Genomic DNA, 21,616 nt, shown 5'->3' with positions numbered 1-21,616 from the left:
CTTTATAAAGTTCGTTGCTGTTCATAATCTTCCCTGAGTGTACCCAATCATCATTCCTATAATCTGTACTTCCACTTTGTGCCACACAAAAATGGCATCTATTAGGTCTTCCTAACTATAGTTGTTCATTTATAATGTGTTTGAGTCAACACTCAATCCCTATTTTCTTAATTTTCTATAACTCTATAATTTCTGTGTCTTCCAGTTCTTCAAACAGTTCCGCCACTGGTATAGCTTCCACTGGTATTTTGTCCGCAGGCAAATTCTTCCCCTTGCCTCCAAGCTCGCCGCCTTTTACCCGATAAACCAAGCCCAGCACCTGCAAAGTAATAAGCGGCGTCATAGCAACCATTGCCACTACGCCAAAAGCATCTGTCACAATATTTCCACCCACAGCTTCACAGGCTCCCTGCGCCAGCGGAAGGAGAAAGGTGGCTGTCATAGGTCCAGAGGCAACACCACCAGAGTCAAATGCAATAGCCGTAAAAATTTTGGGAACAAACAGGCTGAGGATTAAGGCAATGGCATAACCTGGCACCAGAAAACAGAAAATGGAGATTCCAGTCAGCACCCGGAGCATGGAAATCCCAACAGAGAGTGCCACACCCACAGACAGACCAATCTGTATGGATTTCCCGGAAATCGCACCGTCAGTCAGTTCCTCTACCTGCTTCATCAGCACATATACCGCAGGCTCGGCTTTTACAATAAAATAACCGATCACCATTCCAAGAGGCACAAGAATCCAGTTATAATGCAGATTTCCCAATACCATCCCCAGATAATTTCCAGCTGGGATAAATCCTACATTCGCCCCGGTAAGGAACAGAACAAGTCCTATGTATGTATAAAATAAGCCGATACAGATTTTGATCAGCACAGTTTTATTCAATTTCAGCGAAACAATCTGGAAAATTCCAAAGAAAGCAACAATTGGGAAAATGGATACAGCGATCTCTTTAAAATATTTCGGCAGTGCAACTGCAAATAATTTTCCCAGTTCTATCGAATTTTCCACTTCAGAAACCACTTCCAGCGCAGCGCTGCCTTCCGTGTGGTACAAAAGTCCCAGAATCAGAACTGCCAAAATAGGTCCAATGGAGCATAGAGCCACAAGCCCGAAACTATCATCTCCGGCATGTTTATCATTACGGATGGATGCAATACCAACACCCAATGCCATAATAAAGGGTACCGTCATAGGTCCAGTGGTCACTCCACCGGAATCAAATGCCACTGCCAGAAAATTCTCAGGAACAAACATGGCTAATACAAATACTAAAATATAGAAACTGAATAACAATGGCGGCAGCGCAATTCCAAAAAGGATACGCAATAAGGCCACAACAAGAAACGCACCAACACCAAGTGCCACAGATAAGATCAGCACCAGATTGGGCACAGAAGAAACCTGTTCTGCAAGAACCTGCAGATCTGGTTCAGATATTGTGATAATAAAGCCCAGAATAAAACCGATAATTATAATAAAGCCTAACTTTTTCGTGCGAAGCATACTGCCTCCCACATGTTCTCCCATGGGCGTCATGGATAATTCTGCTCCCATGGAAAAAAAGATCATTCCCAGGATCACAAGCACAGATCCTACCAGGAATTCCACCAGGATGCCTGGAGATAACGCAGCCACGGTAAAACCAAGTATAAAAACGATCAGTACAATGGGAATCACTGCGCTGATGGATTCTCTGGCTTTCTCCCTGGCTTTTTCCTTTAAGACGGACTGATGGGACTGAAGTTCTCTGATTAATTTTCTTTTTTCCACATATACCTCCATTTCTGAATATTTCACTGTAGTTGACTGGAGCGTGTTTGAAAAGGCATTCTATCATCTATACGCTCCACTTTGATGCCTAATATGGGTTATTGTAACATTTTCCCATAGGGTTAGTCATCTATAAAACAAAGATATATTCTTAATTTTTTGTAAACTGACTGCATAAACAAAAAAACAACCAGAATTTAATATAGACCTAGCTATATTTCTTCCGGTTGTTTTACATCAATATATTTTCAACAGATATCATGCAATTTCGGATTTTATCAGCCCGTGATCACACCGCCGCCAATGACTACGTCTCCATCATAAAGCACAGCTGCCTGCCCTTTGGTGATAGCTCTCTGGGGCTCATCAAAAATGATGTGTACACTATGTTCTCCAGTAACTTTTACAGTTGCCCACTGCTCCTTCTGGCGGTAACGAACCTTGGCTTTGGCGCGGAATTCTGCCGGCGGGGTATCAAAGGAGATGAAATTAAAGTCTTCCACATCCAGTTCGCGATGGAACAAATCTTCATTATCTCCCAGAATCACGCGGTTCTCTGCCGGACAGATTTTGGTAACATAAACCGGCTTCCCGGCTGCAATACCAAGCCCCTTTCGCTGACCTACCGTGTAGCCAATAATTCCTTTATGATGCCCAAGTACATTTCCGTCTTTATCTGTAAAATCACCTGCCGGATAGTCTTTTCCTGTAAACCGGCGGATAAATCCAGCATAATCCCCATCTGGGACAAAACAGATATCCTGGCTGTCCGGCTTATCTGCGTTATAGAAATTCTGCTGGTCTGCGATCATGCGGGTCTGATGTTTATTCATGTCTCCAAGTGGAAACATGGTGTGTGCCAGCTGCTCCTGAGTAAGAGAGTAAAGAACATAACTCTGGTCTTTTGCAGGGTCAGCTGCTTTTTTCAAAAGATATCTGCCATCTTCCCGCTTTTCAATTCTGGCATAGTGTCCGGTTACTACATAGTGACAGCCTAATTCTTCTGCACGATGGTAAAGGCTGTTGAATTTCAGGTAGCGGTTGCAGTCAATGCAGGGGTTGGGAGTTGCACCGTTTTCATAGGCTGCTACGAAGCGGTCCATAACTTGTTTTTTAAAATCTGCGGTGAAATTAAACACGTAATACGGGATTCCAAGATTATGCGCTACGCTCCTTGCATCCTCCACATCATCCAGAGAACAGCAGCTTTTTTTGCGGCTCACACCGGCATCTTCATTCTGGAAAAGCTTCATGGTGACACCGATGCAGTCATATCCATGCTCCTTCATCAGGTAAGCGGCCACTGAAGAATCTACGCCGCCACTCATGGCGATCAATGCTTTTTTCATATTGTCTGATTCCATATTTATACCTCATAAAAACTGAAAACTATTACTATTTAATGTGTTTAAGTCCCAGCCGACACACAGCATTTGGGCAATGTGTATTACTCCAGCGAGCCATTTCAGGCGCGCTCTTAGCGTAAGCGAAATCCAGCGCTTACGGAGACTTATGCGTGAGGGCTCTCCCGAACGCATTAGTCGCAGTTAGCGATTAGTTCGCTGTAGCGTTGCGCCGGCGAGTGAGTAATACACATTGTCCAAATGCGTCCGCATTGAAGAACTTTTAATCAACTAAATAGCAATCTATTCTAATAATCATATCTTGTATCATACACGATTCTTTTAATCCTCGCAATGCTTTTTCCGCCAATCATCTGACATTCCGCGGAGTTGTTCCACCACCTGGGGAATCACTTCCAGCATATAATCGATTTCTTCCTCAGTATTGGAAATGTCAAGGCTGATTCTGAGTGAACCCTGGGCGATTTCAGGAGCGAGACCAAGAGAAAGAAGTACATGGCTTGGATCCAGGGCACCTGATGCGCAGGCAGAACCGGAAGAAGCACAGATTCCCCTGCTATCCAGAAGAAGCAGCAGGCTTTCACCGGATACACCTTCAAAGCAGAAATTCACATTACCAGGCAAGCGTTTCTCCCTGGAACCATTCAGTATACTATAAGGAATCTGCGAAAGCCCCTGAATCAAACGATCTCGCATGGCGATAACCTTGGCTTCATTTTGTTCCATCAAAGTGCACTCTTCTTTCAGAGCAGCTGCCATTCCCATAATTGCCGGTAAATTCTCTGTGCCTGGCCGTTTTCCACGCTCCTGGCCGCCGCCCTCCATAAGAGAAGTCAGTTCAATCCCCCGTTTCACATACAATGCACCGATTCCTCTTGGACCATGAAATTTATGTGCGGAAAGAGATAACATATCAATATTCTGTTTCTTCACATTTACCGGGATATGTCCTGCTGCCTGCACTGCATCTGTGTGAAAAAGCACCCCGTGAGCACGACAGACTTCTCCAATTTCCGCTATAGGAAGAACAGAGCCAATTTCATTATTAGCAAACATAACCGTAACCAGACAGGTATCCAGCCGAATTGCTTCTTCCACCTGAGCAGCTGTAATATTCCCCTCTGCACCCACATCCAGAAGCTGAATCTCAAATCCCTGCTCCTTCAGCCTTCTCAGAGTATGAAGCACCGCATGATGCTCAAACGCAGTAGAAATAATATGCCTCTTATTCTGTTTCGCCCCAAGCATAGCCGCTGACACAATTGCCTGATTATCTGATTCTGTCCCACCTGATGTAAAAAAAATCTCTTTCGGCATACAGCCAAGGCAACGTGCGATCTGCTCTCTCGCCGTCTGTAAGGCATCATTTGCTGCCATCCCAATCTGATGAATACTGGACGGATTTCCGTAACTATTCTCCATTGCAGAAATCATAGCCTTCATTGCTGTCTGACTTATTTTTGTGGTTGCTGCATTGTCTGCATAAATTCTAGGCATAACTCAAATTCCTCTTTATATTACATTCCAAGAAGCAGCACATTTCTCAGCTTCCTTGTAAGATCAAATGTCCCTGCATCTTTCTTCTGCATCATCATAAGAATCGTCATATTCTCCTTGGGAAAATTGGCGAAATAGCAGCCAAGCCAGCCATCCCAGCCATATTCACCCTCACAGCATGCAAAGGGTGCCTTCCACGGATCCGTCATCACACGCATCAGATTTCCATAAGAATATCCATTCATCTCCCACCATTTTTCAAACCACTCCTGTTGACATGGTATAAGCTTGTGGGTGGTCATATATTCCACAGAAGCAGGCTTAAGGATCTGTCTGCCCTGGAAGCTGCCTTTGTTTATCAGCATAGCCGCAAATCTGGAATAATCCTCAATGGTGGAAACAAGCCCTGCCCCTCCGGCTTCATAAGCAGGCGGTACGTCCATGGAAAGACGGATTCCCAGACTGTTGTCACGGAATTCTTTCATTTCACCGGCAGTCTGCTCATAAGTCATGGCCAGTCTGTCCAGCTTCTCACCTGGAACATAGAAATCTGTATCTTTCATTCCCAAAGGCACAAAAAGCTCCTTCTTAAGAAATTCACCGTATTTCATGCCGGAAGCCTTCTCCACCACTGCTGCCAGAATATCTGCGGATACCCCATACTTCCAGCGCTCTCCGGGCTGAAACTCCAAAGGACATCTGCCGATCTTATCTGCAAATTCCAGTGTTGTCATGGGATGCTCTGTATTCAGACGTGCATGTATTTCTTCCATCACATTTCCAACGGCAAACTCTGCGGCACTGCTGTTTCCGCCATAAGTCAAACCACTGGTCATAGACAACAAATGATAAACCGTTACATTATGCCATACTGGTGCCAGTCCGTCAGGTACAGACACCATCTGGTCTGCAAATCCCGGAATATATCTGGAAACCGGATCTGCCAGATCAATTACTCCTCTTTCAAATAAAATCATGGCCGCTGCCGCTGTAATCGGTTTCGTCATGGAAAAAAGACGGAATATGGTATCCCGTTCAATCATTCTCCCATTTGCTTTATCCGCATAGCCACACTGAAGATAGGCTTCCTCCTGGCCGTCCTTTATTACCATCATATTCATACCGGCAATCTGATTATCCTTACTGCCTGATCCATAATCGTCTGAAGCTGTTTCTTTATCTCTTTTCTCATATCTGACCTCCTGATTTATATATGGCAATGCCGCAGGTAAGGGGCATCATCTATATACTCATTCTTCATAAGGTTTAGAGCGTGTTTGAAAAATCATTTCCGCAATCTATACGCCTCAATTTGCAGAAACCCCTTTTTGAACACGCTCTACAGCATCGGTGCAAATAACCTTAGAATACTCTGCATCGCCCGCACTGCAATATTTCTTCCACGACAGAATTCCAAAGATACCGGATTACAATATTCCAGGGTATCTGTGAAATCCTTTTTAATATCATAAATCACCTGATTCCGATAGATCCATACACCATCCTCAAAGTGAAGATACAAGCTCCGGTAGTCCAGATTGATGGTTCCCACAACAGCGATCTCGTCATCACATACAAAGGACTTGGCATGTAAAAATCCCGGCTGATATTCATAGATTTTCACTCCTGCTTCCAGAAGCTGCTCGTAGTAAGACTGGGTAAGAAGAAATACCAATTTTTTGTCTGGAATCCCAGGTGTCATCAGACGGACATCCACACCACTTTTTGCTGCGAGACAAAGAGCAGTCATCATCTCATTGTCAATAACAAGATAGGGTGTACAGATATACACATACCTTTTTGCACGATTGATAATATTCAGATAAACATTCTCTCCAACAGTCTCGTTATCCAGCGGAGAATCACAAAACGGCTGAATATATCCATCCCCTTCAAATGCCTCCGGATGCCATACATGAGGCAGATATTTCTCAAGTGAATGATCCTCACGGTTATTGGTAATCACATTCCACATATGAAGGAACATGGCAGTCATGTTCCAGACAGCTTCCCCCTTCAGCATAACCGCAGTGTCCTTCCAGTGTCCAAAGCGCTCCTTCTGGTTGATATACTCATCTGCCAGATTTACACCACCGGTAAATCCCACATATCCATCAATAATACAGAATTTCCGATGATCACGGTTATTCTGGATAATATTCAAGATCGGACGGAAAGGATTAAAGACCTGACACTTGATTCCTTTGGATCTCATGGTTTCATAATATTTATGAGGGAGCGTGGTAAGACATCCCATGTCATCATAAATCAGACGGACATCCACACCTTCCTGAACCTTCCTCTCCAGTATATCCAGTATGGTTCTCCACATTACTCCATCATGGATTATAAAATACTCAATAAAAATATAATGCTGTGCTTGCTCCAGTTCCCTTACAAGAACCGGGAACATGTCATCTCCAACCTGGAAATATTCTGCGGTAGTATTTCCGTGAATAGGATAACCTGCATTATGATATATATAATCCGACTGGTTGCATGCAGATATATCTTCTGCCTCCAGAAGATCATGTATTTCAGGATCTGTCTGTAAAAGATTACCGGACTTCATCAGCATCTCATTAAATCGATCCTGCATATAAGCAGCAATTCTGGAACGTCCAAATACAAGATACAAAACAAGGCCAAAAATTGGCAGGCACAGGATCAACATCGTCCATGCCAGTTTATACGAGGGGTTTATCTTTCGATTCACAATTTTCAGAACAACCAGAATACTGATAACATCCAGAATAAAAGACATATATCTGGAATATCCTGCAAGACGCAGAAATATAGTCAACAGCCAGCCAAGCTGCACCGCCATGGCAAATATTACATAAAATACCCGGTTAAACAGAAGCTTGGCTATTTTTTTCAAAATCATCATAAGTTTATATTTTCTCCTTCATACACCGGTCAGCAACAAAACGGACATGTGGTCAGCCAGCGATATCACCATATATAAAAATCAGTTCTTCCCTGAAGACAATGAGCCAAATTTGAAGATATTGCGGGATTTAAAAATCCCTGACTGAATGCAGCCAGGGATTTTTGCGCACAATTAATTATATTTACGTTTTCTTGCGGCTTCAGATTTTTTCTTACGACGAACGCTTGGTTTCTCGTAATGCTCTCTTTTGCGGATTTCCTGCTGGATACCTGCTTTTGCACAGCTTCTCTTGAATCTGCGAAGAGCGCTATCTAAAGTCTCGTTTTCTTTTACGATAACGTTTGACATAGACTCACACCTAACCTCCCTCCAGTTGTAGATTGTGCTAAAATACAACTGTCTGGGTATTTTTCTTGCACGAACATTATTATATATCATGCACTCGGGATTCGTCAACAACTTTTGGTTTAATTTTACAAAAATTTTTGACAAAATTTTGAGTGTTTTTTAGTGAATCTGTCCTTCCAGGATTCCGGCTGCTGCTTCGATTGCCTCGCCTGCCTTCTCCGGATTCTTTCCACCAGCCTGAGCCATATTCGGACGTCCGCCACCGCCGCCGCCAACGATTGCAGCAACAGCTTTGATCAGGTTTCCTGCATGTGCTCCTGCTTTCTGTGCAGAATCAGTAGCCATTGCAAGAAGGTTCACCTTGCCCTCATTTACTGCTGCAAGGACAACGACGCCCTCGCCAAGCTTCTCTTTCAGCTGGTCACCAAGATCACGAAGTCCGTTCATGTCAACGCCCTCTACCTTGGCAGCAAGGAGTTTCACACCTTTTACTTCTACAACCTGATTCATAACATCTCCCAGAGCACCCTGAGCCAGTTTGCTCTTCAGAGATTCATTCTCACTTGCAAGAGCCTTCACCTCACCCTGAAGATGTGTGATCTTCTCAATCATCTCGGAAGGGTTTGTTTTCAGAGCCTTGGCAGCCTCGTGAAGAAGTGCTTCCTGCTTCTTATAGTATTCCAGAACCCCGTTTCCGGTCAGTGCCTCAATACGGCGGACACCTGCTGCGATACCGGACTCAGAAACAATCTTAAACAGCATGATGGAGCTTGTATTTGCAACATGGGTACCACCACAGAGCTCTCTGGAGAAATCACCCATAGATACCACACGTACCTTCTGGGAATACTTCTCGCCAAACAGTGCCATAGCACCGGACTTCTTTGCTTCCTCAACATCCATGATATCGGTATGAACCTCAAGTCCTGCCTGAATCTGCTCATTTACAATTTTTTCAACTTTACTGATTTCCTCAGCAGTCATAGCTGTGAAGTGGGCAAAGTCGAAACGAAGTCTGTCAGCAGTTACAAGAGAACCCTTCTGCTCTACATGAGAACCAAGAACTTCTTTCAGAGCTTTCTGAAGAAGATGTGTCGCACTGTGGTTCTTCTCAATATCTTTTCTTGCAGCAACATTTACTTTCAGAGAAACGGTCTCTCTCTTGGAAATCATGCCAGATTCCATATATCCTACATGACCGAATTTGCCGCCGCGAAGCTTGATGGTATCTTCTACGATGAATTTGCCATTTGCAGTCTCGATCACACCGGTATCTCCAACCTGACCTCCCATAGTTGCATAGAAAGGTGTTTTCTCTACGAAAACAGTACCCTTCTGTCCTTCCATCAGGGAATCTACGATCTCAGCTTCTGTGGTAAGAACAGTAACCGGAGATTCAAAGGAAAGGTGATCGTATCCAACAAACTCTGTGGTAACAGAAGTATCGATCTGGTCATATACAGTAGCGTCAGCTCCCATATAATTGGTTACCTCACGGGAGGAACGTGCTTTCTCTCTCTGCTCATCCATAGCAGCCTTGAAGCCTTCCTCGTCGATCTCGTAGCCCTTCTCCTCAAGGATCTCCTTGGTCAGATCAAGAGGGAATCCATAGGTATCATATAATTTAAATGCGTTTTCACCGGAAAGAGTCTTCTCTCCTGCTGCATTCATAGCCTCTTCCATATCAGTCAGGATACGAAGTCCCTGGTCGATTGTCTTACCGAACTGGTTCTCCTCGTTGGTGAGAACGTTGAAGATAAATTCTTTCTTCTCTTCCAGTTCCGGATATCCATCCTTGGAGCCGTCAATTACTTCTGCACTTAAAGTAGCAAGGAAGTTGCCCTCAATTCCCAGAAGTCTTCCGTGTCTTGCAGCACGGCGAATCAGACGGCGAAGTACATATCCACGTCCTTCATTGGTAGGCATGATACCATCGGAGATCATGAATGTCGCGGAACGGATATGGTCTGTGATCAGACGGATGGAAACATCGTCCTCATGATGTACCCCATACGGTTTGCCGGAAATCCTACTTACCAGGTTACGAAGGGAACAGATAGTATCTACATCGAAAATGGAATCTACGTCCTGGACAACAACAGCCAGACGCTCAAGACCCATACCGGTATCAATATTCTTCTGTTTCAGAGTTGTATAATTGCCATTTCCGTCATTCTCAAACTGGGTAAATACGTTGTTCCATACTTCCATGTAACGGTCACAGTCACAGCCTACTGTACATCCCGGCTTGCCGCAGCCATATTTTTCTCCACGGTCATAGTAAATCTCAGAACATGGACCGCATGGACCTGCGCCGTGCTCCCAGAAGTTATCCTCTTTGCCAAATTTGAAAATACGCTCTGCCGGAATTCCAATCTCTTTATTCCAGATATCGAAAGCCTCATCATCCTCCAGATAAACAGACGGATAAAGACGGCTGGCATCCAGACCTACCACCTCAGTCAGGAACTCCCATGACCAGTGAATGGCCTCTCTTTTAAAGTAATCTCCAAAAGAGAAATTACCAAGCATTTCAAAGAATGTACCGTGACGTGCAGTCTTACCTACATTCTCAATATCACCTGTACGGATACATTTCTGGCATGTGCTGACCCTTGTACGGGGTGGTTTCTCTGCTCCTGTGAAATATGGTTTCAGTGGTGTCATTCCTGCATTGATCAGCAGGACACTTTTATCGCCCTGTGGAACCAATGGAAAGCTTTTCAGAACAAGATGTCCTTTGCTCTCCATGAAATCCAGAAACATTTTTCGAAGTTCGTTTACTCCGTATTTCTTCATTTCAATTCTCCTCCTACGCAATAAAGAAGTACTTTCGTTACTGTAAACAATAACGTGCATTCCTCTTATTGGAATGCTTGCATGGTTTATATGATAGCATATATCTTTATCACGGTCAAAATATTTTTTGCATAAGTCGGGGACCAGTACAAAAATCTGTTTTCGCATCAACGATCAGATTTAGAGCGTATCTGGTCCCCTTTTATGATCTTATTTTACAAATACTTTATTAAATTTCTTCTTTCCTCTCTTAAGGACAATACCGTCACCTGTGAGAGCGTCTTTGGAAAGTACATGTCTGATGTCCGTCACTTTCTCACCGTCAACGGAAACGCCGCCCTGCTCGATGGCTCTTCTTCCTCGGAACGGGTTGTTACAAGAGCGGATTTTACAAGAAGGCTGATCAGGTCGATATTGCCTTCTTCGTCAAAATCCTCTGCTGCAAGCTCAGTGGTCGGCATATGCTCTGTATCAGCTCCGCCTGCAAAAAGTGCCTTGGCACCAGCCTCTGCCTTCTTCGCTTCTTCTGTTCCATGAACAAGCTCGGTAAGCTGGAATGCAAGGATCTCTTTTGCCTTGTTCAGCTGGCTGCCTTCCCATTTCTCCATCTCCTGGATTTCTTCCAGCGGAAGGAAGGTAAGAAGCTTCATGCATTTGATAACATCTGCGTCGTCCACATTTCTCCAGTACTGGTAGAAATCGAATGGAGATGTCTTATTTGGATCCAGCCAGACAGCACCAGACTGTGTTTTACCCATTTTCTTACCTTCTGAGTTAAGAAGAAGGGTGATTGTCATAGCATATGCGTCTTTTCCAAGCTTACGGCGAATCAGCTCAGTACCGCCAAGCATGTTGCTCCACTGGTCATCGCCACCGAACTGCATATTGCAGCCGTATTTCTGGTACAGCATATAGAAGTCATAGCTCTGCATGATCATGTAGTTAAATTCCAGGAAGCTTAAGCCTCTTTCCATACGCTGTTTGTAGCACTCTGCTGTAAGCATACGGTTAACAGAAAAGTGAGCTCCAACCTCACGTAAAAGCTCCACATAATTCAGGTTCATCAGCCATTCTGCATTGTTTACCATAAGTGCCTTTCCATCAGAAAAGTCGATGAAACGCTCCATCTGTTTCTTGAAACAGTCAATGTTATGCTGGATGGTCTCTTTCGTCAGCATCTGGCGCATGTCGGTTCTTCCGGATGGGTCACCGATCATACCGGTTCCGCCGCCAAGAAGGGCGATTGGTCTGTTCCCTGCCATCTGCAGACGTTTCATCAGGCAAAGTGCCATGAAATGTCCTACATGAAGGCTGTCTGCGGTTGGGTCAAATCCAATATAGAAAGTTGCCTTTCCGTTATTTACCATTTCTTTAATCTCATCTTCGTCTGTTACCTGGGCGATCAGGCCTCTGGCTTTCAGTTCTTCCCAAACTGTCATTTTATTTTCCTCCTGTAAAATAGAAATGTGAGCTGCTTATTCTCTCTTTACGAAAAAGCCGCTGCAGATATAAAAAGCCCGGTTCTCATGTCCCTTTAGGACGAGAACCGGGTCCCGCGTTACCACCTAAATTTACAGAAAGCTCGCACTTTCTGCCTCGATAAGTGACCATACTGAAAAATTCTTCCAGACGATTATCCCCACAGACAATACTGTCCAAAAATAAATGTCTTCAAATACTCTTCAGAATTATCACCCCGGCATGATAACGTATGCCACTCCGTCACAGCCTACTGGATTTCTGCAAGCGATCACAAGCGCCTGTCCGCTGCTGTCTCTGCCACTTCAAAACCGTTCGGTGCAAAGCTCCGGGATGTATTCACAATGGATCTCTGCACGCGCCTCTCACCATCCGGCAGCTCTCTGTGTGCTCTTTCCAAAGCTACTTGTTCCCTTCAAAGCCTTTCTCATTTAATACTTGCAAGTATACAAAGGCTGTCTGTTTTTGTCAAGGATTTTAGCTTTATATTTTAGCAACTCACCGCGATAAAGTTTACTGTTCGCTCCGTGACCCGAACATCAAAAATCAAGTTTCTGCTATATTGACGCAGAATGACTTCTTCATATGCAAGGCGGAAGAAGAAGGCGTAGCGGTGGCCACGGCAACCGAATTCGGGCAAAATACACCGCAAAGTGGGGCGTGCAGATTGCGGGAATGATTTTTCAAACACGCGCTAGACAGCAGCCTTTATACCCAGTCCACAAAAAATGTATGATCCTTGTATGTCTCATATACAACCTTTTTAAAATTCAATGGCTGTTTCCAGAATGCAGAAGTCATCATAAAATACTTATAATTAAAATCTTTGGCCTTGATTCCGCTTACTGTACGCGGTGTACCATTCAGCACATAAGCATTAAAACTGTCAAGTGCCTGCTGGGCAGCTTCATAAGCGCTTGCACGGTCAATAAACTGACCATTCAGACGTTTCAGCAGCTGGTTGTTTGTCACGACTGAATACTGGGGGAAGGTAGTTCCCTGGTAAAGCACATAACGGACACTGGACGGAAACTCCTTGTCCAGAGTTCTGTTCAAAAGGCAGAGAGCAACTGCCTTCATACCTGCAATTCCCTGGTCTCCTGCCTCAGCCTCGCAGACAGCTGCCAGAATATCAAGATCAGACTTGGTTCCATCTGCAACTCCCGGATGACTCTTAAGCTCCTTCATAATAGTAAAATTGCGGCCACGTTTCTCATCATACCAGGTAAAGGTAATACTGCTGTCATTGTCATCCTTTCCTGAATCCTGTTTCTCGGAAGCAACACCATTGGAATCAAACGCGTAGGTCTTTCCTCCAATGGAAGCTGTAGTGTTTACGTACATCACGCCTGTTGTTCCAAAATAATAGCTGTTTCCATCCAGACTCAGCCAGCCGGTCTGCGCTTTGCCATCTGTGGTACTAAAATAATACCGCTTGCTTCCAACCTTGCCAAAGCCTTTCTGATAACGGACTCCGCTGGTCTTGGAAAAATAATAGATATCTCCATCTACAGTCTTAAGTCCGGTATACATAATACCGGTGCTGGTATTAAAATAGCGGGTATATCCCTTAGAATCCGTGAACCAGCCGGTTAGCATCTGACCATTGCTCTTGAAATAACGTTTCTCTTTCTTAGCTGTGGTCTGCCAGCCCTTTACCATAGCGCCTGTCCCGCTGGTAAAATAATATTTCTTACCCTTTAAGGTCAGCCAGCCGCGGACAAGCTTACCATTGGAAGGTCTGAAATAACGGGTTACGGTTCCGCTCTTCAGAAAACCGGTGGCCATCACACCTTTTCCCTTGGTAAAATACCGGATGTTTCTGCCCTTACTGTCTTTTTGCCAGCCTTTTAACTGTACGCCTGTTTTTTTATTAAAATAGTATTTCTTGCCTTTCAGAGTCAGCCAGCCTTTCTGCTTGGCTCCGCTGGCTGTTATGTAGTAGGTCTTGCCGTTTATAGTCTTAAATCCGGCTTTCGCAGCCTGAACATCCCTTGTCATCAGAAAAACCGTACATAATGTGGCAATCACAAGCAGCACCAGAGCCAGACTTTGCTTTCTGTTTCTCTCTTCTTTTATCATAGCATTTTCCTCTCTTTGACCTGACTAATTCCGAAGCTTTCCCACCTCTGCTTTTCACAAACAGTTACTGTTTACTCCGTGACCAGTAACACGCTTCGCGATGCACAGAAATCATGCATTCGCATGATTTCGCGCTGAGATTCTCGGGTTTTCTGTGAACTTTGTTCACAAAAAACAGCGTTTGCTTCGCAGACTTAATTCTTAACAACTCAATCCTTGTTTTATATATTTTATGTCGAATTCTTTTCAAAGATTACAGAAATATTACATTTCAGTTTATTATAGCCAAATTTCTCTTTTCTGTCAACTGCTTTGTCACACACCCCCTGTCCCCTCCATATGATGAACTGTAAACATTTTCTGGAGGTAACAGCATGAGTGATTTAGCTGCTACAAACTGTGGCTGCGGCGAGGAAAGATCCGGTTGCGGATGTGGTAACTGCGGTTGTAATAATGGCTGCGGATGTGACAATGGATGTGGGCTTTCCTTTGGGAACGGCTCCTGTGGATGCAATATTCTCTGGATCATCATTCTTCTTTGCGCATGCGGCGGCAACGGTATTGGCTGCAACAACAGCTGTGGCAACGGAAATGGTGACTGCTGCTGGATCATTATCATCCTTCTGCTTCTCTGCGGTGGATGGGGAAATGGCTGCGGCTGCTGATCTGAGTTTCCCACATATGAAAAAGGGCTGTCTTCTCAGTCCTTTTCAAAAAAATCGGGACAGCGGGAATTTTCCCCTGTCCCCTTTTTCAGGCATATTCTAAAAGCATTCTTACGTTTCCTTGTTTCTTTTTCAACCACGCTCTGGGTAGAAACTCTCTCCTGCAAATTGTCTTTAATCCCCGGTATGGTTTGCGGACTGCCTTCTTTCTTCTGACTGCTCCACACACCTACCATTTTCTTCCTGTTTTCCTTGCTTCTTTCGCACACATTCCAGATCCAGCTCGTATATGGCATTTCCATCTATAATAAGCTTTTCATTTTCTCTTCTCATAACTTTCCCTCCTGACTTTGCGGGAAATTCATACATCCCCCTGCTATAGAATATGTTACAGATGTCAGAGCGTGTTTGAAAAATGCTTTCTGCAGAATGTGCGTCACAATTTGCAGAAGATTTCACCGTTTTCAAACCGTCGTCATATTTTAATAACAACAACATAGATATAGAAAAGGGATTTTTATGGATCAGGAATATATTGCCCAGACAGCTCTGGATCAGATGGTGGGAACTGACCAGGGACAGCTGTTAAAAGCTCTCATCCCCTATTTTCCACCCAGGCAGCAACAGTTTCTGTCCGTTTTTGCAAAAGCCAGGGAACTTTCCAATACAGTCGCTCTTTTTACAAAGCCGTCAGAAGCCATGCAGATACAGGCTGCAGCAGCCCCTGCCCAGCCTCTTGAAGTCATAAACGACCTGCGCCGCTACTGTTTTGGAGATATACGAAAGACTCTGGATCAGATCACCAATATGATGACCATGGCAGAAATGCTGAGGATGATGAATGAACCATCTCCAGAAGATAATTGCGAAGAAGAACGACAGTAAAAACAGAAAAATTTCATTCAAAACGGACATGTCGCCAATTGGCAGCATTACTATATAAGAAAGGAATGATTCCATATGGATGACAACTGGCAGGATAATCCAAAGCTTGCAGGTATCGACAAAAACAAGCTTGACATGCTCCAGCAGATGGCCCGGCAAGGAGCCGGAAAATCTCCCTCTGATCTGCTGCCATTTATTATGAATGCAGCTTCCCAGGGGAGAAATGCCGGTCTGAACTTTAACAGTAATGAAATCAATACCATCATTGAGGTTTTGAAAATGGGAAAAAGCCCCCGGGAACGTGCAAAGCTTGATAAAGTGGTAAACCTGATGAAGATGATGAAGTAAAGCATTTTCTGCGATTAAGAAAACTTACTCCTCAACTTCTCCCATCATGCACTCGCGAAGCAGTACTAGCGCACTGGCAACAGCCTGCTGACGGATCTTGGTTCTGTTTCCGGTAAAATGATATTCCCGGGTAATCGTATGTCCATTGCAGCAGCAACCCATAAACACGGTTCCAACAGGAGTCTCACTGGTTCCGCCATCCGGGCCTGCAAGGCCGGTAACAGAAAGACAGATATCAGCTCCTGAAGCTGTGCAGCCGCCCTTTGCCATCTGTCTGGCACATTTTGCAGAAACAGCTCCTACTGTTTTCAACGTGGATTTCTTCACCCCAAGGCATTCTCTCTTGGCACGGTTGCTGTAAGTAACAAATCCATGGGTAAACACCTGAGAAGCACCTGGAACATTTACAATGCGGGCAGCAATGGCACCACCTGTACAGGATTCTGCAAGGGACAGAGTTAATTCTTTCTCCTTCAGCAGATCCACAACAGATTCTTCCAGCGTTTTGTCCGCATCCAGGGCAAATACATTTTTGCCGAATCGCTTTTGAAGTTCCTTTACTACAGGTTTGATCAGCTTCTTGCAGGATTTCTCATCCTCACCCTTGGCTGTAATACGAAGATGAACTTCTCCTGTCTTTGCATATGGGGCAAGAGTTGGATTTGTCTGAGCCTCGATCATATCCTGGATATCGGCAGCCACCTGACTCTCACCGATTCCACAGATCTTCACAACCTGGGAGCAGATGATCTCCGGCTGTTTCTTGCGAAGATATGAGAAAACAGACTCCTCAAACATAGGGATCAGCTCGTTAGGCGGTCCCGGAAGAAGAATGGCAGTCTTGCCATTTTTCTCAAGGATCAGACCAGGTGCTGTGCCGTTGTGGTTATCAAGCACAATAGCGCCTTCCGGAACCTGCGCCTGCTTATAATTATTGGAGGTCACACGTCTGTCCGGATGATTCTTCTTATATTCCTTCATATAACGCTCAATACGCTTACGGGAATGAGGATCTTCAGAAAGAGGAAGTCCCATTACCTCAGCACATACTTCCTTAGTCAGATCATCCTCCGTTGGTCCGAGACCTCCTGAAAGAATTACCACGTCAGATCTGTCAAGGGCAGATGCAATCACAGCTTTCATTCGGTCGCGATTATCTCCCACAACAGACTCATAGTAAACAGAAAGTCCCAGCTGGGCACATTTCTCAGAAAGATATGCGCTGTTGGTGTTTACAATATTTCCTAGCAAAATCTCAGTTCCTACAGCTACAAGTTCTGCAATCATATATATACCTCTTTTCCAGAGCATGTTTGAAATCAGCCAACATCTCTGCTCACAAAGATGCTGGCTGGTTTACATTCAGATATTCTCACTCTCTGCACGCAAAAACGTTTCGCGGGCAGCGGCTATTTTATTCCTGCATGGAAATTACATTCTTATTCTGCACAATATAAGTGATCAGAGAGATCACCGTCAGAGCAAGTGATGCCCATACAAAAATCTGTGTCAGTATTTCAAAAGCTCCCCCAAAGTTCAGGATCAGAAGAATGATCATGACCATCTGGGATGCAGTTTTAAATTTGCCCCAGTAGTTTGCAGCGATGACAACGCCGTTCTCGGCAGCGATCAGTCTGAAGCCACTGATAATAAATTCTCTTGCAATGATAATGATCACGAACCATGCCGGCAGGCGGTCAAGCTCGATCATGCAGATCAATGCAGAACAAACAAGAAGCTTGTCAGCAAGAGGATCCATGAATTTACCAAAATTGGTAACCAGATTATTCTTGCGGGCAAGATGACCATCCAACCAGTCCGTAATACTTGCCACTACAAAAATAGCAAGGCAGATATAGCGGTTGGCATCTCCGCCCCAGCCAGTCAGAATAAATAATACAAAAAACGGTACCAGGATCATTCTGGCAATAGTCAGTTTATTCGGTGTATTCATCTTCCAGCTCTCCTATCAAATCGTACTCCAGAGCTCCGGTAACCCGGACTCTCGCAAAATCTCCTGTCATGAGAAGTTCGCCGGTCTGTACAAAAATATATCCATCGACCTTCGGCGCATCTCCGTAAGTACGTCCAATGTACGCACTCTCTCCAGATACTTTGCCCTCAATCATAACAGTCAGCACCTGACCAACGCGGCTCTCACCCTTTTCAAGAGAAATTTCCTGCTGAAGTTCCATGATCTCATCGCGTCTGGCTTCCTTGACCTCCTCCGGAATTTGATCTTCCATAGTGGCTGCCGGGGTATCCTCCTCAGCAGAGTATGGGAAAACACCAAGGCGGTCAAACTCGATCTCATCCACAAACTCCATCAATTCTTCGTGGTCTTCCTGTGTCTCTCCAGGAAAACCGCTGATCAGGGTTGTACGAAGGAAAATATCCGGGATCTCCCGGCGCAGCCTGCCAATAATATCCACCAGCTCCTGCTTGGTGGTACGGCGGCCCATGCGTTTCAGCACACGGTCACTTGCATGCTGGATCGGAAGATCCAGATAATGACAGATCTTCTTCTCTTCCTTCATAGTCTGAATCAGCTCATCATAAATCTCTTCCGGGTAACAGTACAAAATACGGATCCAGCGGATTCCCTTTATTTTGCAAAGCTCCTTTAAAAGGACATGAAGAGATTTCTTTCCATAGATGTCCTTACCATATACAGTAGTCTCCTGGGCAACCAGAATCAGCTCTTTCACCCCTTTTTCAGCAAGAGACCGGGCTTCTTTTACGAGCTGCTCCATAGGCACGCTTCTGTAGCCGCCCCGGAGTCTTGGGATAATACAGTAGGTACAATGCTTGTCACAGCCTTCTGCAATTTTCAGATATGCAAAATGTCCACCTGTGGTCAACATACGCTTACCGGAAATATCCGGAAGAAAATCAATGCTCTTGTACTCTTCAAAGTGTCTGCCTGCCTGGGCTTCCTTTACAGCCTTGCTGATATCGCCGTAAGAGGTTGTACCAAGAATAGCATCCACTTCAGGTATTTCCTCTGAAATTTCTTTCTTGTAACGCTGTGCCATGCAGCCGGTAACGATCAGCACCTTGCAGGTACCTGCCTTTTTCTTCTCTGCCATTTCAAGAATGGTATTTACACTTTCTTCTTTGGCATCACCGATAAAACAGCAGGTATTGACAATAATGACCTCTGCTTCGTCCTCATCATCAACGATCTCATGTCCGTCTGCAGCAAGCATTCCAAGCATTTCCTCAGAATCTACCAGATTCTTATCACATCCAAGGGAAATGAACAGTAATTTCATATTATTCTGCACTCTCCTCAGACTCAGCAGGATCAACTGCAGCTGCAGGTTCTTCAGCAGCAATCTCCTCTGCAGAATGTCCTGCGATCTCTGCTAAATCCTCTTCCTCATGTTTACCTGGAAGGATCTTAACCTTTCCGTGATATAACTCGTCAATTGCGATAGAAAGAGGTTTCTTGCCTTTAACATTATCTGCCAACGGCTTTGCACCGCCGATCAGCTGACGCGCACGCTTGCTTGTAGCAAGAATCAGGGAATAACGGCTGTTGAGCACCATGCTCTCATCGTCGTCCTCATTGTTGGTATTGATTGCTTCGATTAACTCAGAATAAGATGGATGGATCATATATATACTCCTTTCAAAAATTGTGATTATTGTTATAATTTTTATAAAGATTCGCAGCTTCAAACTGTATTTTCGCGAATAAAGTTGCAAATCAATATTTCATTTTATGGCAGTTTCATCTGCTCTTTATTTGGATTATTCTTCCACAAACTTTGCTGCCTGTGCCTGGATCTCATGGATAAAACCAAGGTTTCGCCTCATGGCGAAATGTTCGCTCTGAATAATATTATGAAGCCTGTCTACAGCATCCTCCAGCTGGTCATTCACCAGCAGATAGTCGTACTCGTCAACTCCTTCTGCCTCCTGTGCAGCTCTTGCAAGACGCTGGTGGATCACTTCCGCAGTCTCAGTGCCTCTTCCAACAAGACGCTCTTTCAGTTCCTCCATGGAGGGCGCTGTTACAAATACCAGCACAGCTCCGGGAATTTCTTCTTGATCTTGCGGGCTCCCTGAATCTCGATTTCCAGGATCACATCCCGGCCTGCTGACAACTGCTCCTCCACATAAGCCTTAGGTGTGCCGTAGTAATTCTCCACGTACCGGGCATATTCGATCAGCTGATCCTGACGGATCATTTCCTCAAATTCTTCTTTTGTGCGGAAAAAGTATTCTCTTCCGTCTTCTTCCCCTGGTCTGGGGTTTCTGGTGGTGGCAGATACAGACAATGCGTAATTGTCGTACTTCGCCATCAGGCTTTTCATAATGGTGCCTTTTCCTGCTCCGGAAAATCCGGAAACAACTGCCAAAACTCCTCTACTCATGGCCCTCTCCCTTATTTTCTATAACTTCTGCAAATCTGCGAGCGATCGTGTCCGGCTGGATCGCAGATAATATCAGAATGTGGTCTGAGGTAACGATCACAGACTTGGTCTTTCTTCCCTGAGTGGCATCCACAAGGGAATTGGAACCCTTCACACTCTGAACCATTCGTTTCACCGGAGCGGCATCCGGGTTTACCACAGCTACGATTTTCTGGGAATTCACCACATTGCCGAATCCGATATTGATTAATTTTGCCATGTTTTCACCCTTCTGTCAATAAGGAAAGCTTACGTCTTTGATTCTCTAGTACATCGCTTCGTAAATAACTATACCAATCACGTAGGATGTGGATTCGAGTGTGCAGGTATAAAAACGCAGGCGTAGCGGCTACGCCGAGGCTTTTATACCTGTGCAATCGGATTCACAGACAAGTGAGTGGTATAGTTATTTCGAAAACGATGTACTAGTACGGTGAATAGCCGCAAATTAATTTATACAATCTGTCTGCCAGAAATTTTTGTCCCTGCTCAGTAAGGTGAATCCCATCTGTAGTAATTTCTGAATATCCATAACGACGCGCCTTTTCATTCAATTCCTTATGCAATGTAAGATAAGAAATTTGAAACTGTTCTGATAGCTGGTGGATCATTTGTGATATTTTCTGGCGAAAAGGAAGCCAGGTTCTATAACAGGCAGGCCAGGGAAAAAGAAAAGGCTCCATTAAAATAATGCGCGAGTTCGATTTTGCTAATATTGTTATAAGATCTGCATAGCATTTGTAAAAAGAAAAAAGCATATTCCTCTGCTGAAACGGTGTTCTGTCCGTATTCATTATTAATCCAATATCATTAATTCCGATTAAAATTGTTATAATATCACTTGTAAAATCAGAATCACCCTGAATTCTCTGCAGAAGTCTGTTTATAGTAAAGCCGTCAGTGCCATAATTGCGTACCTGATAGTCTGAGCCGTCCCTTTTAAGACAGTCTGACAGCATTTTTACATAGCCATTGCCAAGGAAATCTCTGGAAAAGCAGTGTTCACAATCGGTGATGCTGTCACCAAGACATGTTAATATTGTCATAATTTTACC

Annotated in this window: 18 protein-coding genes and 3 pseudogenes; 4 read left to right on the top strand and 17 right to left on the bottom strand. The window is 44.4% G+C overall.

The genetic code is table 11. The annotated features are described in order from the left end of the window. Window positions 1–175: 175 nt before the first annotated feature. The 8 genes and pseudogenes from DW904_RS03115 to tyrS form a co-directional block, all read right to left on the bottom strand. Complete coding sequence (locus DW904_RS03115; RefSeq protein ID WP_347562006.1) at window positions 176–1,780, bottom strand: DUF1538 domain-containing protein; 1,605 nt, start codon at window positions 1,778–1,780, stop codon at window positions 176–178. A 278-nt stretch (window positions 1,781–2,058) separates the two neighbouring features. After that, window positions 2,059–3,144, bottom strand: a complete 1,086-nt coding sequence (gene mnmA / locus DW904_RS03110; RefSeq protein ID WP_226815611.1) for a tRNA 2-thiouridine(34) synthase MnmA — start codon at window positions 3,142–3,144, stop codon at window positions 2,059–2,061. A gap of 321 nt (window positions 3,145–3,465) precedes the next feature. Then, on the bottom strand, window positions 3,466–4,641 hold the full coding sequence (locus DW904_RS03105; protein WP_118578024.1) for a cysteine desulfurase family protein: 1,176 nt from the start codon (window positions 4,639–4,641) through the stop codon (window positions 3,466–3,468). Window positions 4,642–4,661: 20 nt separating this feature from the next. Continuing rightward, the gene (locus DW904_RS03100; protein WP_243110278.1) at window positions 4,662–5,861 is read right to left on the bottom strand and encodes a serine hydrolase domain-containing protein; all 1,200 of its coding nucleotides are present in this window, start codon (window positions 5,859–5,861) and stop codon (window positions 4,662–4,664) included. A gap of 119 nt (window positions 5,862–5,980) precedes the next feature. Next, the gene (cls, locus tag DW904_RS03095) at window positions 5,981–7,531 is read right to left on the bottom strand and encodes a cardiolipin synthase (protein WP_118578023.1); all 1,551 of its coding nucleotides are present in this window, start codon (window positions 7,529–7,531) and stop codon (window positions 5,981–5,983) included. 174 nt (window positions 7,532–7,705) lie between these two features. Beyond that, on the bottom strand, window positions 7,706–7,882 hold the full coding sequence (gene rpsU, locus DW904_RS03090) for a 30S ribosomal protein S21 (RefSeq protein ID WP_004222305.1): 177 nt from the start codon (window positions 7,880–7,882) through the stop codon (window positions 7,706–7,708). 159 nt (window positions 7,883–8,041) lie between these two features. Further along, complete coding sequence (gene alaS, locus DW904_RS03085) at window positions 8,042–10,681, bottom strand: alanine--tRNA ligase (RefSeq protein ID WP_118578022.1); 2,640 nt, start codon at window positions 10,679–10,681, stop codon at window positions 8,042–8,044. 210 nt (window positions 10,682–10,891) lie between these two features. Further along, window positions 10,892–12,120, bottom strand: a pseudogene (tyrS, locus tag DW904_RS03080) (tyrosine--tRNA ligase). Between the two features lie 625 nt (window positions 12,121–12,745). Between tyrS and DW904_RS24875 the strand changes: the two are divergent. Continuing rightward, window positions 12,746–12,850, top strand: a pseudogene (locus DW904_RS24875) (DUF6783 domain-containing protein); the annotation flags it as partial. A gap of 18 nt (window positions 12,851–12,868) precedes the next feature. Here DW904_RS24875 and DW904_RS03075 read toward each other — a convergent pair. Further along, entirely contained in the window at window positions 12,869–14,242 is a 1,374-nt protein-coding gene (locus tag DW904_RS03075; RefSeq protein ID WP_173715955.1) for a cell wall hydrolase, read from the bottom strand. Window positions 14,243–14,616: 374 nt separating this feature from the next. Between DW904_RS03075 and DW904_RS03070 the strand changes: the two genes are divergently transcribed. Beyond that, complete coding sequence (locus DW904_RS03070; protein WP_118578021.1) at window positions 14,617–14,907, top strand: hypothetical protein; 291 nt, start codon at window positions 14,617–14,619, stop codon at window positions 14,905–14,907. A 174-nt stretch (window positions 14,908–15,081) separates the two neighbouring features. On the opposite strand, the gene DW904_RS22700 is transcribed toward DW904_RS03070, so the two are convergent. Then, window positions 15,082–15,240 (bottom strand): hypothetical protein, encoded by a 159-nt coding sequence (locus DW904_RS22700; RefSeq protein WP_202187657.1) that lies wholly within the window; start codon window positions 15,238–15,240, stop codon window positions 15,082–15,084. A gap of 186 nt (window positions 15,241–15,426) precedes the next feature. Between DW904_RS22700 and DW904_RS03065 the strand changes: the two genes are divergently transcribed. Next, window positions 15,427–15,792, top strand: coding sequence for a hypothetical protein (locus tag DW904_RS03065; RefSeq protein ID WP_118578020.1), 366 nt, complete (start codon window positions 15,427–15,429; stop codon window positions 15,790–15,792). Window positions 15,793–15,867: 75 nt separating this feature from the next. Beyond that, window positions 15,868–16,140: a hypothetical protein gene (locus DW904_RS03060; protein WP_118578019.1), complete on the top strand. Its 273-nt coding sequence runs from the start codon at window positions 15,868–15,870 to the stop codon at window positions 16,138–16,140. A 24-nt stretch (window positions 16,141–16,164) separates the two neighbouring features. On the opposite strand, the gene DW904_RS03055 is transcribed toward DW904_RS03060, so the two are convergent. The 7 genes and pseudogenes from DW904_RS03055 to DW904_RS03025 all read right to left on the bottom strand — a co-directional run bounded on the left by DW904_RS03055 (window position 16,165) and on the right by DW904_RS03025 (window position 21,607). Next, on the bottom strand, window positions 16,165–17,427 hold the full coding sequence (locus DW904_RS03055; RefSeq protein WP_118578018.1) for a competence/damage-inducible protein A: 1,263 nt from the start codon (window positions 17,425–17,427) through the stop codon (window positions 16,165–16,167). Window positions 17,428–17,554: 127 nt separating this feature from the next. Further along, window positions 17,555–18,094: a CDP-diacylglycerol--glycerol-3-phosphate 3-phosphatidyltransferase gene (pgsA, locus tag DW904_RS03050; RefSeq protein WP_118578017.1), complete on the bottom strand. Its 540-nt coding sequence runs from the start codon at window positions 18,092–18,094 to the stop codon at window positions 17,555–17,557. Further along, window positions 18,078–19,415: a 30S ribosomal protein S12 methylthiotransferase RimO gene (gene rimO / locus DW904_RS03045; RefSeq protein WP_118578016.1), complete on the bottom strand. Its 1,338-nt coding sequence runs from the start codon at window positions 19,413–19,415 to the stop codon at window positions 18,078–18,080. Before rimO ends, pgsA begins: the two co-directional genes overlap by 17 nt. A gap of 1 nt (window position 19,416) precedes the next feature. Continuing rightward, window positions 19,417–19,761: a DNA-directed RNA polymerase subunit omega gene (gene rpoZ / locus DW904_RS03040; protein WP_118578015.1), complete on the bottom strand. Its 345-nt coding sequence runs from the start codon at window positions 19,759–19,761 to the stop codon at window positions 19,417–19,419. Window positions 19,762–19,896: 135 nt separating this feature from the next. Then, window positions 19,897–20,522 (bottom strand): annotated as a pseudogene (gene gmk / locus DW904_RS03035) (guanylate kinase). After that, window positions 20,515–20,781: an extracellular matrix/biofilm biosynthesis regulator RemA family protein gene (locus DW904_RS03030; protein ID WP_118578014.1), complete on the bottom strand. Its 267-nt coding sequence runs from the start codon at window positions 20,779–20,781 to the stop codon at window positions 20,515–20,517. Before DW904_RS03030 ends, gmk begins: the two are co-directional and overlap by 8 nt. A gap of 205 nt (window positions 20,782–20,986) precedes the next feature. Further along, window positions 20,987–21,607, bottom strand: coding sequence for a GDSL-type esterase/lipase family protein (locus tag DW904_RS03025; protein ID WP_118578013.1), 621 nt, complete (start codon window positions 21,605–21,607; stop codon window positions 20,987–20,989). Between the last annotated feature and the right edge of the window lie 9 nt (window positions 21,608–21,616).

Source organism: Ruminococcus sp. AM42-11 (genome assembly GCF_003480145.1).
Lineage (GTDB): Bacteria > Bacillota > Clostridia > Lachnospirales > Lachnospiraceae > Blautia_A > Blautia_A faecis.
The sequence above is the reverse complement of the archived record's forward strand: the minus strand, read 5'-3'. Positions and strand labels throughout refer to the sequence as shown.

Coding starts and splice junctions, on each gene's coding strand:
- rimO (WP_118578016.1), bottom strand. CDS start 19,415: ATGAAATTACTGTTCATTTCCCTTGGATGTGATAAGAATCTGGTAGAT.
- cls (WP_118578023.1), bottom strand. CDS start 7,531: ATGATGATTTTGAAAAAAATAGCCAAGCTTCTGTTTAACCGGGTATTT.
- rpoZ (WP_118578015.1), bottom strand. CDS start 19,761: ATGATCCATCCATCTTATTCTGAGTTAATCGAAGCAATCAATACCAAC.
- DW904_RS22700 (WP_202187657.1), bottom strand. CDS start 15,240: ATGAGAAGAGAAAATGAAAAGCTTATTATAGATGGAAATGCCATATAC.
- rpsU (WP_004222305.1), bottom strand. CDS start 7,882: ATGTCAAACGTTATCGTAAAAGAAAACGAGACTTTAGATAGCGCTCTT.
- pgsA (WP_118578017.1), bottom strand. CDS start 18,094: ATGAATACACCGAATAAACTGACTATTGCCAGAATGATCCTGGTACCG.
- mnmA (WP_226815611.1), bottom strand. CDS start 3,144: ATGGAATCAGACAATATGAAAAAAGCATTGATCGCCATGAGTGGCGGC.
- alaS (WP_118578022.1), bottom strand. CDS start 10,681: ATGAAGAAATACGGAGTAAACGAACTTCGAAAAATGTTTCTGGATTTC.
- DW904_RS03105 (WP_118578024.1), bottom strand. CDS start 4,641: ATGCCTAGAATTTATGCAGACAATGCAGCAACCACAAAAATAAGTCAG.
- DW904_RS03030 (WP_118578014.1), bottom strand. CDS start 20,781: ATGGCAAAATTAATCAATATCGGATTCGGCAATGTGGTGAATTCCCAG.
- DW904_RS03060 (WP_118578019.1), top strand. CDS start 15,868: ATGGATGACAACTGGCAGGATAATCCAAAGCTTGCAGGTATCGACAAA.
- DW904_RS03075 (WP_173715955.1), bottom strand. CDS start 14,242: ATGATAAAAGAAGAGAGAAACAGAAAGCAAAGTCTGGCTCTGGTGCTG.
- DW904_RS03070 (WP_118578021.1), top strand. CDS start 14,617: ATGAGTGATTTAGCTGCTACAAACTGTGGCTGCGGCGAGGAAAGATCC.
- DW904_RS03065 (WP_118578020.1), top strand. CDS start 15,427: ATGGATCAGGAATATATTGCCCAGACAGCTCTGGATCAGATGGTGGGA.
- DW904_RS03025 (WP_118578013.1), bottom strand. CDS start 21,607: ATGACAATATTAACATGTCTTGGTGACAGCATCACCGATTGTGAACAC.
- DW904_RS03055 (WP_118578018.1), bottom strand. CDS start 17,427: ATGATTGCAGAACTTGTAGCTGTAGGAACTGAGATTTTGCTAGGAAAT.